A 12,199-nucleotide genomic window follows, 5' to 3' on the forward strand; every position below is an offset into this window, starting at 1 on the left:
TAGCGGTCTATCAGTTACTGCTGTACTGACTGATCCACCGCCATCGCAGGCAAGCCAGCTCCCACATTTTTTGCTCTGCGGTGAGTCAGTTGAATTTGTAGCTGATGGCGGTCTGCACTTGCCCCTGGTTCACATCGCCCGTGTCCTTGACGATGCTGCTGTTCGCCGCCGAACCCACCAGGTGCACCCAGCTCGCACTGGTCAGCAACGACCAATTGGGCGCCAGCGGAAACTCGAAGCTTTGCGTCAGCGTCAGGTTCTGGAACCCCGCACTGGCGTTATAGGGCCGAAACCCCGACGCCGCTGACTCATTGGCATCCACCCCAAAATAAGTCTGGGTCTGGCGCGCGTCGGCAAAGTGCGCCATCAGCCCGCTGCTGCCGATGATCCCGCCACCCAGCGGGTAGCCCAGCTCGCCACCGACCTTGCCGAGCACGCCGCTTTGATCGCGCCCGCCGCCAACGGCCTGGCCCACCTGCGCATACACACGCCAGAAATCGGCCGGGGCGTACTGGATGAAACCACCCACTTCAGCCATGTCCGAGACATTGCGCAGGCCTTGCAGCGAGCCGTTCGACGTACGCCCCTGCAAGTAATTGATATAGGGCCCGGCGGTAAACCCCTGGGTATTCAGCGCGCTCCAGCTCAGGCCGTCATCGGTGCTCAGGCTGACGTCGCCCCAGTCCAGATCCACATAGGGCACCGGACGGGTTTCGTAGCGGCTGCCGGTGGGGTCGTGGGGTTGGTAGCTGAGGCCCGCGCCCACTTCGCCACTGATGCCTTCGGCCCGGGCCGCGCTGGCAACGCCCCACAACCCGAGTAAACCGGCGAATACAGCAACACTGACCTTATGCATGGAACGGCTTCCTTCTCTGAACATGCGCGCATGAACGCGCGAAGGGCGGCCTTCGCGCAAGCACTGATCTTGTTTGTAGCAAGCTACAAAAATTGTAGCTCCCACGACACATAGGCGCCCGCACGCCCAGCCCCGCTGGGGATTCGCCGGTTGGCACAGTCCCTGCTCTACCCCTTGTGAAAGCGCAGACAGCGCGCTCATCTCCAAGGTAACCGCAATGATTGACTGGCATATCGTGTGCGACTTCGACGGGACCATCACTCCCACCGATGTCATCGACAACGTCCTCCAACGCTTCGCCGGCCCCGAGTGGGAAACCATCGAGCAGCAATGGCTGGATGGGCATATCGGTTCACGCGAATGCCTGAGCCGCCAACTGGCGCTGATCAAGGCCACGCCCGGCGAACTGCTGGCCTACTTCGACAGCGTGGAGATCGACCCGGACTTCCCCGACTTCGTCGATCAGGTCATCGGCCTCGGCGCGTCCATCGAAGTGGTCAGCGACGGCATCGAGCAGGGCATCGCGCGCATCCTGTCGCGCAACTACGTGACCTTGCTGCCGATCCTCGCCAACCGCCTGCGCCAGGTCGACCAGAACAGCTGGCGCATCGACTTCCCGTATGCCAGCGACGCCTGCCGTGCCGCGTCCGGCAACTGCAAGTGCAAATCCACGCCGCGCCACAAGCGCGTGCTGGTGATCGGCGACGGCAAGTCCGACATGTGCGTGGCCTCCACCGCCGACTTCGTGTTCGCCAAGGGCAGTCTCGCCGACTACTGCGTCGCCCACCAAATCCCTCACGCGCGCTTCGACACCTTTGCCGAAGTGCCTGCATTGCTGGCGCTGCTCCCTCAGGGCAATGCCGCCAACGCCACCTCCTTTACTGCTGCCGACAACCAGGAACTCTTCCACCATGTCTGATATCCGTATCGCTACCGCCGAAGACCAGATCCTTCTGGATAAAGAAGCCAAGTACTGCTCCTACGGCGACACCGTTCACTACATCGAGCCGCCGCGCATTTTCAGCCGCTGCGAAGGCTCCTACGTGTGGGACACCGAAGACCAGGCCTACCTCGACCTGCAAATGTGGTACTCGGCCGTCAACTTCGGCTACGCCAACCCGCGCCTGAACAATGCGCTGAAACAGCAGATCGACACCCTGCCGCAAATCGCCAGCCAGTACCTGCACAAGGGCAAGATCGAGCTGTCGGAAATGATCGCGGTCGACGCGAAGAACAAGTTCGGCCTCGACGGTCGCGTGCACTTCAACGTCGGCGGTTCGCAGTCCATCGAAGACTCGTTGAAGGTGGTGCGTAACGCGTCCAACGGCAAGAGCCTGATGTTTGCTTTCGAAGGCGGCTACCACGGGCGTACCCTCGGCGCCTCGTCGATTACGTCCAGCTTCCGCTACCGTCGCCGCTACGGCCACTTTGGTGAGCGCGCCAACTTCATTCCGTTCCCGTACCACTTCCGCGGCCCGAAAGGCATGACCAAGGAAGAGTACGGCAGCCAGTGCGTGCAGCAATTCGCGCGCTTGTTCGAGACGGAATACAACGGCGTCTGGGACCCGAAAACCAATCAGTGTGAATACGCCGCGTTCTACGTCGAGCCGATCCAGGGCACCGGCGGCTACGTGATCCCGCCGATGAACTTCTACCGCGAGCTCAAGCAGGTGCTGGACCAGCACGGCATCCTGATGGTCAGCGATGAAATCCAGATGGGCTTCTACCGCACCGGCAAACTGTGGTCGATCGAGCACTTCGACGTGCAGCCGGACGTAATCGTGTTCGGCAAGGCGCTGACCAATGGCCTCAACCCGCTGGGCGGCATCTGGGCCCGTGAAGAGCTGATCAACCCGAAAGTCTTCCCGCCAGGTTCGACCCACTCCACCTTCGCCTCCAACCCGTTGGGCACGGCGGTGGGCCTGGAAATGTTCAAGATGACCAGCGAAGTCGACTACGGCGCGATGGTCATGGCCAAGGGCAAATACTTCCTCGAAGGCCTGCAAGACCTGCAAAAACGCTTCCCGATCATCGGCGACGTCGATGGCCTGGGCCTGGCGCTGCGCTGCGAAATCTGCGGCCCGGACGGCTTCACCCCGGACAAGGCGACCCTGGACTACATGGTCGAGGAAGGCATGAAAGGCGACATGATCGTGGACGGCCAGAAACTCGGCCTGATCCTCGACGTGGGCGGCTACTACAAGAACGTGATCACCCTGGCGCCGTCCCTGGAAATCAGCTACCCGGAAATCGACCTGGGCTTGAAGCTGCTGGAGCAACTGCTGGTGCGGGCGACCAAACGGTGAACAACATCGGGATCGACCTCGGTGAAGGTGATGCCGGTTTCGTTCTCGGTGAAGGTCCGGTCGGGATCCTGTTGATTCACGGCCTGACCGGCACGCCGACGGAATTGCGCCAGGTCGCCAAGGGCCTGGCCAAGGCGGGCAACTGCACGGTGTACGTGCCCACCCTGGCCGGGCATTGCGGCGATAACGCCGACTTGCAGGCCACCGGCTGGCGTGACTGGTACGAAGGCGTGCGCAAGACCTTCGTCCAGGTCAGGCAGCGGCATGAGCAGGTGTTTGTCGGCGGCTTGTCCATGGGCGCGGTGATGTCGATGTACGTGGCCGCCGAACACCCGGGGCAAGTCGCCGGGCTGCTGATGTATTCGACCACCTTGAAGTACGACGGTTGGAGCATCAACAAACTGGCGTTCCTCACGCCGTTGCTGATGAAGATTCCATTCGGCGTGCATATCTGCAGTTTCGAAGAGAAGCCGCCGTACGGCATCAAGAACGAACGCCTGCGGGCCATCGTCGAGCGGCAGATGAAGGAGGGCGAAAGCAGCGAGGCGGGCTTGTTGACCATGGAAGGCATCACCGTGCGCGAGTTGCACCGCATGAACGCCGTGGTCAAGAAACGCATGCCCGAGGTCCAGGTGCCGGCGCTGGTGTTGCATTCCATCGAGGACGACATCACCAGCCGCTGGAACGCCGACTACGTCGAACGCCACCTGGGCGGGCCGGTGACCAAGATCCTGTTGGACAACTGCTATCACATGATCACCGTGGACCTGCAATACCGCCGGGTGATTGAGTTGAGTGCCGAGTTCGTCGAGCAGCACACAGCCTTCAAACCAGCACCGGTCAATGTGGGAGCTGGCTTGCCTGCGATGGCGGTGTTGACTGATCCACTGCTATCGCGGGCAAGCCCGCTCCCACAAAAAAAAGCTGCGCACAGTTGATCGGTGTCCGCCATAGAAGTAAGGGAAATCTGTGATTACCACCCAAGCCTTCCCGAGCATCCGGGCCCTCCAGCGCAGTGCCTGGAACGACTGCTTTCCCGGTGCGCTGGAGGACTGGGACTATTACGTCGCCGTGGAAAACGCCGCCATCGCGGATTTCCAATGGCGCTACCTCGCGGTGTACGACAATGGAACGCTGGTGGCCGTAGCTGCCGCGTTCATCACCCATTACCGCCTCGACACCACGGTGTCAGGCGCCGGCAAGCGTTTGACCGAACGCCTGGACCGACTGTGGCCGGGGCTTTTGCAATTGGGCTTGTATGCCCTCGGCTCACCGGTGGCCGAGCGCTGCGATGTGGGTTTCGCCAGCAGCGTGCCTGAATCGCGCCGCCCGTTGCTGCTCACGCACCTGCTCGCCGCCGCCCGCCAGGACGCCGATGAGTTCGGCATCGGCCTCGTCGCGGTCAAGGACGCGCCAAGCAACGATCCGCACTGGGCCGACAGCTGCCGCGCCGCCGGCTTCCAAAGCATGCCGAGCCTGCCCACGGGCGTGTTGCCGCTGCCCTACGGCTCGGTGGACGCCTACCTCGGCTCCCTGGGCAAATCCACGCGCAAGGACCTGCGCCGCAAGCTGCGCGCGCCAGGGCCGCGGGTGGAGTGGCGGCGCACTATCGACGACGTGCTGCCCGAGATCATGCGCCTGTACGAAGCCACGCTCACCCGCGCCGACTTGCAGTTCGAACGCCTGCCCGCCGGCTATTTCACCGGTGTGCTGGAACGCCTCGGAGAACGCGCGGTGTGTGTTCTCTACTGGGTGGATGACCACCTGGTGGCGTTCAACCTGATCCTGGTGGACGAGCACCGCCTGGTGGACAAGTTCTTCGGGCATGACGTCGAATTCACCCGCGACTACAACTTGTACTTCCGCAGCTGGCTGACCAATGTGGACTACTGTATTGAACACAATATTGCGTTGTACGAGTGCGGGCAGGCCGGGTATGCCAGTAAGCTGCGCCTGGGCTGCGAGTTCCAGGGCAACAGTGTGTTCTTCCGCCACCGCAACCGGCTGGTCAACGGCCTGCTCAAGCTTGTAAAACTGTTTATTCGACCGGATCGTTCCGACCCTGCCATGGCTGCTGCGATAAGCGAAACCTGATGATCACCAAGACCCGCCAGAAAGCCCGTCCGTTTGCGATTTCACGCTGGAGTGTCCAGCGCAAGCTGGTGCTGGCGTTCTGGCTGGTCAGCGTGATCCCGACGATGATCGCCGCCGAGTTGGCCGCGACCACCCTGTCGCAGATTTTCGACAGCAACGTGCGCATCTGGCTGCAAGAGTCCACCCGTATCGTCAAGGACGAGATTGGCGACATCGTTCACGACAACGCACGCATGGCCAAATTGTTCCTGCGCTACGCCAGCCCGCCCTCGGACCGCCTGGCCGCCAAGCACGACCGCTTGACCGCCGACATTGCCGATGCGACGGACATCGACGTGGTCGCGCTGATTCGCGTCAGCGACCACAAGATCATGTTCAGCACGGCCTCCGATGACATCGTCAAGCAGATCAGCCTGACCAGTAACGCGGTCCTGCAAACGGTGAGCGTGTCGGGGGTGGACACCGGCATCGTGGTCTCGACCTTCGAAACCAGCAAGGAAGGCGTCGATTACCTGCTGCTGGTGGCGACCTACCTGGACAGCAGCTTCCTCACCAGCGTGGCCGAAGTGCACTCACTCGACCTGCGCCTGTACCTGGCCAACCCGAAAGGTTTCTCGGAGATTTTCTCCACCCAGCGTTTCCAGGATCACCCCTCGCGCATCCCCAAGGACGTAGAAGCGGCGATGCGCAATACCCGGCAACCGAGCGAGCAGTTCACCAACAACTACAGCGGTTTGTACTGGCCGATCTTCAACGACGCCGGCGATCTGCAGGGCGTGATTTTCAGCGGCCTGTTGCGCCATTCGAGCCTGGTGGGGTTGGTGAACCAGAGCAATCTGTTCGTGTTGATCTTCCTGGTCAGCTCGGCGCTGTCCCTGGGCGCGGGCGTGTTGGTGTCACGGCGCCTGACCCGGCCCTTGCGCGACTTGTCCCAAGGCGTGGATGCGGTGATTTCCGGCAATTACCAGCACCGCGTGGCGGTCAGCGGCGGCGATGAGTTGGCACAGCTGAGCAGCACCTTCAACCACATGACCGAGCGCCTGGGCGAGTTGCATCACCTCGAAGCGCAACTGCGCCGGCGTGATCGTTTGCATGCCCTGGGCGAAGTCGCCATGGGCCTGGCCCACGAAATCCGCAACCCGCTGGGCATTATCAAGACCGCCACTCAACTGCTGCACCGGCGTGCCGACCTGGCGGACACCGACAAGCGCCACCTGGAATACGTGGTCAGCGAAGTCAGCCGCATCAACGAGCTGATCACCGAATTCCTCGACTTCGCCAAGCCCAACCCGCCGTTGCGCGTGTTGCAGCCGGCGCGGCCGCTGGTGGACGAGATCCTCGGCTTCTGCGCGCCGGAACTGGCGGCGCACAATGTCGATGTGCAGGTCGACGACCAGGCGCCGGGCGCGACGATCTACGCGGATGCCAAGCAACTCAAGCAGGCGTGCCTCAACCTGATCCTCAATGCCATCGACGCCATGCCCGACGGCGGGCGCCTGAGCCTGGGGATTCGCAGCGTCGGCGACAACACGCTGATCAGCATCGCCGACAGCGGCCAGGGCATCCCGGCGGAAATGATCGAGCGCATCTTCACCCCGTTCGTCACCACCAAGGCCTCGGGCACCGGCCTGGGGCTGGCCAAGGTCTATTCGATCATGGAAAGTCACGACGGCAGCATCGAATGCACCAGCGAGAAAGATGCCGGCGCCACGTTCAGCCTGTACATTCCGGCTATCGGCGAAGACGACGAGGACAGTCATGACGCATAACATTCTGGTAGTCGACGACGAGCCCAAGCTCTGCGACTTGCTCGCCTCGGCCCTGGGCCAGAGCGAGGTGCAGGTGTTTGTCGCCGGCAACGGCTTGCACGCGCTCAAGGTGCTGGAGCAGGAAGACATCGACCTGGTGATCAGCGATTGGCGCATGCCCGGCATGGACGGCCCGGCGCTGTTGGCCGAGATCAAGGTGCGCTATCCCCAGGTGCCGGTGATCGTGATGACCGCCTACAGCACGGTGAAGAACGCCGTGCAATCGATGCGCAACGGCGCCTATGACTACATCGCCAAACCGTTCGACATCGACGAGTTGGACATCACGGTGGCCAAGGCCTTGCAGTTTCGCGACATCCTGCGCGACAACGCGCGCCTGCGCGCCGAGCTGGATGAACACGCCCAGTTCGACAGCCTGGTGGGCGACAGCCCGGCGTTTCGTAGCGTGTTGCAGGCGGTGGACGCGGTGCGTGACAGCGCCGCGACCATCCTGCTCACCGGCGAAAGCGGCACCGGCAAGGAGATGGTCGCGCGGGCCATCCACAAGCACGGCAGCCGCGCCGACAAGCCGTTTGTGGCGGTCAATTGCGCGGCGATCCCCGAGGGCTTGCTGGAAAGCGAAATGTTCGGCCATCGCAAAGGCGCCTTTACCGGCGCGGTGTCGGACCGGGTAGGGCGCTTTCAGCAGGCGGACAAGGGCACGCTGTTCCTCGACGAAGTGGGCGACATGCCGCTGGCGTTGCAGGCCAAGATCCTGCGCGCGTTGCAGGAGCGGGTGATCGAACCGGTGGGCGACCCCCGCGAGCGCAAGGTGGATGTGCGGGTGATCGCCGCCACCAACAAGAACCTGCTGGAGGCGGTGGCCAACAAGGAGTTCCGCGAAGACCTGTATTACCGCCTCAACGTGTTCCCGATTCCCCTGCCGGCGTTGCGCGAGCGTGTGGAAGACATCGCGCCGCTGGCCCGCCACTTCGCCCACACCCTGAGTGCCACGGCCGGCAAGCGCATCACCGGGTTCAGCGCCGAGGCGTTGCAGGCGATGGCGGCGTATCACTGGCCGGGCAATATCCGTGAGCTGCAAAACTGCGTGGAGCGCGCGACGATTGTGGCGGCGACGCCGGTGATCGAGGACATTGATTTGCCGGGTTATCTGTTTGCGTCGCGGCCGAGCGAGGGCGGCGTTGCGGCGATTCTCAGTGATGGGCCGGGGGTGCCGCAGGATCTGGACGCGGCGCTGGCGGAGGTGGAGAAGGCTTATATTCTGGCGGCGTTGCAGGAGAGCAATGGAGTGCAGGCGGCGGCTGCGGCGAAGATCGGGATTTCGGAGCGGAGCTTCTGGTATCGCCTGAAGAAGCTCGGTATCCAGGTCGACAAAATAGTCCGCTGACACCCTGGGATTAAAATGTGGGAGCTGGCTTGCCTGCGATAGCGGTGGTTCAGTTAAAGCATCTTTGGCTGACACACCGCTATCGCAGGCAAGCCAGCTCCCACATTTTTAACCGAGTCGTGTCCAGATGCTGACCAGCACCGTTGCTGCCATCAACCACGCCACTGTTGCTACGGCCAGCGATGCTTCAAGCCGCAACCGATCCACCACCACATACAACGTCGCCAAATACACAAAATACGGAATGATCGACCACATCCCGAACAGGATCGTGGTCTTCAAGTCCTCCACCGAACGGCCTTTGCCGACGATGTAGTGGGCGATCAGCGCAAAGGTCGGAAACAGCGGCACCAGGCCCGCAATGTAGTAGTTCTTGGTCTTGGCCAGCGCGGCCAGGATCAACACGACGGCCGCGCCCAGGGCGGCTTTCAGGAACAGATCCATCAGTGGCTCAACCCGTACTTTTTGACCTTGTCGAACAAGGTGGTCTTGGCCATGCCCAGTTCCAGGCTGGCCTGCGTCAGGTTGCCGCCGCTGCGTTGCAGGGCGTCGCCCAGCAGGTTGCGTTCGAAGGCTTCCACCGCTTCGGTAAAGGCCAGGCCTTGGCTGCTGCCGGCGGCGCCGCTTTTCTTGAAGGCAGGCAGGCCAAGGGCGAAGCGTTCGGCGACGTTGCGCAGTTCGCGCACGTTGCCTGGCCAGTCGTGGCTCATCAGGCTCGACACGGTCTGGTTGTCCAGCTCCGGCGCGGCGCGGTCGAAGCGCAGGGACGACTGCTGCAGGAAGTGTTCGAACAGTTGCAGGATGTCTTCGCGGCGTTCGCGCAGGGGCGGCAGTTCCAGGGTTACCACGTTGAGGCGGTAATACAGGTCGCTGCGGAACTGGCTGGCGCGGCTTAGTTCGTCGAGGTCGGACTTGGTCGCGGCGATCACCCGGCAATCCACGGCCACGCTCTGGTTCGAGCCCAGGCGTTCGAGGGTGCGTTCCTGCAACACCCGCAGCAATTTGATTTGCAGGTTGATCGGCATGCTTTCCACTTCATCGAGGAACAGTGTGCCCTCGTGAGCGTGTTCGATCTTGCCGATGCGGCGCTTGCCGGCGCCGGTGAAGGCGTTGGCTTCATGGCCGAAAATCTCGCTTTCGAACAGGTTCTCCGGCAGGCCGCCGCAGTTCAGGGCGACGAACTGGTGACTGTGGCGGCGGCTGAAATCATGCAGGCAACGGGCGACCAGTTCCTTGCCGGTGCCGGTCTCGCCTTCGATCAGCACGTTGGCCGAGGTGTCGGCGACGTTGGCGATCAGCTCGCGCAGGTTCTGCATGGCCGGCGAGCGGCCGATGATGCGGCCTTCCAGGGAATCGCGCTCGGCCAGTTGGCGGCGCAGTGCCCAGACTTCCCGCGCCAGCCCGCGTTGCTCCAGGGCGCGGCGGGCGACGTCCACCAGGCGCTCGGGGGAGAAGGGCTTTTCCATGAAATCGTAGGCGCCGTTGCGCATCGCGCCGACGGCCATGGAGATATCGCCATGCCCGGTGATCAGCACCACCGGCAGGCTTTTATCCAGGGCCTTGAGGCGGGTCAGCAACTCCAGGCCGTCGATGCCCGGCAGGCGGATATCGCTGATGACGATGCCGGCGAAGTTCTCGCCGATACGCTTGAGCGCTTCTTCGGCGCTGGCCACGCCGACGCTGGGAATATCTTCCAGGGCCAGGGCTTGCTGGCAGCCCAGCAGCACGTGGGGGTCGTCCTCGACAATCAGGACGGTGAGCTCTTTGGGATCAGTAGTCATGTCGGCTCAGCTTTTTGAGCGCCTGCCAACGGCAGGCACAGGACAAAGGCGGTACCACCCCCCACCGGATGCTCCACGGCAAGGTTGCCGCCGGTGGCCGCAGCGAGGCTGGCGGACAGGGTCAGGCCCAGGCCCAGGCCTTGCTCGCCGGGTTTGGTGGTGAAGAACGGTTCGAACAAATGCTTGCGCGCCTCAGGGTCGATGCCGTGGCCGTTGTCGCGCACGTGCAGGCGGTATTTGCCCTCGGCGCTGCTGCCGTCCAGCCATAGTTCCGGGGCCGGCTGGGCTTGCATGGCGTCGAGGGCGTTGCCGATCAGATTAACCAGGATCTGCTCCAGGCGCGTCTGATCAATCTGCAATTGGGCGTGGGAAAAGTCCCTGTGTACGGTCAGCGGCAGGTTGTCCAGGCGTGCGCCGAGGACCTGGAATGCGGCATCCACGGCCTTGCCCAGGTTGGCTTCGCCCTGGTCGTCACCGCGCCGGGCGAACGAGCGCAGGCTGGCGGTGATGCGGCCCATGCGGTCGATCAGTTCGTTGATGGTCTTGAGGTTGGCGCTGGCGGTGTCCAGGGCGCCGCGTTCAAGGAAACGCACGGTATTGCCGGACAAGGTGCGCAGCGCGGCCAGCGGCTGGTTCAATTCATGGGCGATGCTGGTGGACATCTGGCCGATGGCGGCCAGTTTGCCGGCTTGCACCAGCTCATCCTGGGCGCGCCGCAGGGTCTCTTCGGCCTGGCGCCGTTCGCGGATCTGGCCCTTGAGCCGTTCGTTGCTGGCGCGCAGGTCGGCGGTGCGTTCGGCAATCCGACGCTCCAGCTGGCTGTTGGCTTCCTGCAAGGCTTCCCGTGCGGCGAGGCGGGTGGCGATGACCTTGCGCCGCTCGTTCCAGGCGATCAGCAGGAACGCCACCAGGCCAAAGGCCACGGCCACCAGGATGCCCTGGTTGATCGCGGCGCGGCGCAGGTCGTTGAGCGGGGTGAGCAGGGTGAAGTTCCACGGCGTGTCGTTGAGCGGGCGGGTTTGCGCCAGGTAGCTGACTTCGTGCTCGTCGTTGACCACTTCGCTGTTGGCGGGGAAGGTGAGCTTCTCGGTGCCTTCGTTGAGACGCTCGCGGGCCAGGGGCTCCAGCTCGTTGAGCGTCGCCCAGTAATATTGCAGGCTGTGGGCCAGGCGGTCCTTGGTGTCATCGCTCAGCGGGCGCACGGCCTTGAGGCGCCGGGCCGGGTCGCTGGAGAGGATGATGATGCCATTCTCGTCGCTGACAAAGGCTTCGAGGCGCGCGCGCTGCCAGCGCTCTTCCAGGGCTTCGAGGCGCACCTTGACCACGGCCACGCCGATGATCTTGCCGTGTTCTTCCAGGCCATGGGCCAGGTAGTAGCCGGGCTCGCCGTTGGTGCTGCCGATGCCGTAGAAGCGCCCGGGCTGGCCGCGTACGGCGTTCTGGAAATAGGCGCGAAAGGACAGGTCTTCACCCTGGTAACTGTCGGCATCGCGCCAGTTACTGGTGGCCAGCACACGGCCGGTGGTGTCCATCACGTAGATGGCCCGACTGCGACTGCGTCGGTTCAGGCCTTCAAGGTAGTCGTTGACGGTCTTGCGGGTTTCCTGGTTCGGATCGGCCAGCAGTTTGGAAACGCTGGACTCCAACTCAAGGAGGCTGGGCAGGTAGGTGTATTTGCTCAGCTCGCTTTCGACGGTGCGGGCGTGCAGCTCCAACTGGCGTTCGCCGTTGTCGCTGAGGGTGCGGATGCCATAGTAGTCACTGATCCAGAAGCCGACATAACCCAGGCCGATCATCAGGGCGATGATCAACGGCGGCAGGAACAGTTGGCGGATCAAGCGTGGTTTCACGGCAAGTGATGGCGGTGCGGCGCGAAATTGGTTGGGGTCGCATTTCATCACAGATGCCTTGGGTCAACCAGAGCTGTTGGCCCCGCCGCGAACCTGCTTATGTGGGAGCTGGCTTGCCTGCGATAGGATCGCCTCGGTGCCACTGATAGACCGAGG

The 12,199-nt window shown here is 63.0% G+C and carries 10 protein-coding genes; 6 read left to right on the forward strand and 4 right to left on the reverse strand.

Translation table 11 applies throughout. From position 1 onward, the window contains the following. Positions 1-85: 85 nt before the first annotated feature. A complete protein-coding gene (locus B348_RS0110915) occupies positions 86-856 on the reverse strand; it encodes a MipA/OmpV family protein (RefSeq protein WP_017736161.1) in 771 nt (256 codons plus the stop codon). Positions 857-1,073: 217 nt separating this feature from the next. Here B348_RS0110915 and B348_RS0110920 point away from each other — a divergent pair, with 217 nt between their 5' ends. The 6 genes from B348_RS0110920 to B348_RS0110945 are packed head-to-tail and all read left to right on the forward strand — an operon-like array spanning position 1,074 to position 8,412. Then, positions 1,074-1,775: an HAD-IB family phosphatase gene (locus B348_RS0110920; RefSeq protein ID WP_017736162.1), complete on the forward strand. Its 702-nt coding sequence runs from the start codon at positions 1,074-1,076 to the stop codon at positions 1,773-1,775. Beyond that, positions 1,768-3,162 (forward strand): aspartate aminotransferase family protein, encoded by a 1,395-nt coding sequence (locus B348_RS0110925; protein ID WP_017736163.1) that lies wholly within the window; start codon positions 1,768-1,770, stop codon positions 3,160-3,162. The genes B348_RS0110920 and B348_RS0110925 overlap by 8 nt, the downstream gene beginning before the upstream one ends. Continuing rightward, positions 3,159-4,100, forward strand: coding sequence for a carboxylesterase (locus tag B348_RS0110930; protein WP_017736164.1), 942 nt, complete (start codon positions 3,159-3,161; stop codon positions 4,098-4,100). Before B348_RS0110925 ends, B348_RS0110930 begins: the two co-directional genes overlap by 4 nt. 31 nt (positions 4,101-4,131) lie before the next feature. Continuing rightward, positions 4,132-5,256: a GNAT family N-acetyltransferase gene (locus B348_RS0110935; RefSeq protein ID WP_017736165.1), complete on the forward strand. Its 1,125-nt coding sequence runs from the start codon at positions 4,132-4,134 to the stop codon at positions 5,254-5,256. Beyond that, complete coding sequence (locus tag B348_RS0110940) at positions 5,256-7,025, forward strand: HAMP domain-containing sensor histidine kinase (RefSeq protein WP_017736166.1); 1,770 nt, start codon at positions 5,256-5,258, stop codon at positions 7,023-7,025. The genes B348_RS0110935 and B348_RS0110940 overlap by 1 nt, the downstream gene beginning before the upstream one ends. After that, a complete protein-coding gene (locus B348_RS0110945) occupies positions 7,015-8,412 on the forward strand; it encodes a sigma-54 dependent transcriptional regulator (RefSeq protein ID WP_017736167.1) in 1,398 nt (465 codons plus the stop codon). Before B348_RS0110940 ends, B348_RS0110945 begins: the two co-directional genes overlap by 11 nt. A gap of 108 nt (positions 8,413-8,520) precedes the next feature. On the opposite strand, the gene B348_RS0110950 is transcribed toward B348_RS0110945, so the two are convergent. Genes B348_RS0110950 through B348_RS0110960 form a run of 3 tightly spaced genes read right to left on the reverse strand, consistent with a single transcriptional unit; the run spans position 8,521 to position 12,091 of the window. Continuing rightward, positions 8,521-8,856: a GlpM family protein gene (locus tag B348_RS0110950; protein WP_017736168.1), complete on the reverse strand. Its 336-nt coding sequence runs from the start codon at positions 8,854-8,856 to the stop codon at positions 8,521-8,523. Further along, complete coding sequence (locus tag B348_RS0110955; protein ID WP_017736169.1) at positions 8,856-10,193, reverse strand: sigma-54 dependent transcriptional regulator; 1,338 nt, start codon at positions 10,191-10,193, stop codon at positions 8,856-8,858. Before B348_RS0110955 ends, B348_RS0110950 begins: the two co-directional genes overlap by 1 nt. Further along, positions 10,190-12,091, reverse strand: a complete 1,902-nt coding sequence (locus B348_RS0110960) for a sensor histidine kinase (protein WP_017736170.1) — start codon at positions 12,089-12,091, stop codon at positions 10,190-10,192. The genes B348_RS0110955 and B348_RS0110960 overlap by 4 nt, the downstream gene beginning before the upstream one ends. Positions 12,092-12,199 lie beyond the last annotated feature (108 nt).

Origin of the sequence: Pseudomonas sp. CBZ-4, from assembly GCF_000346755.1 — a bacterium.
Taxonomy (GTDB): domain Bacteria; phylum Pseudomonadota; class Gammaproteobacteria; order Pseudomonadales; family Pseudomonadaceae; genus Aquipseudomonas.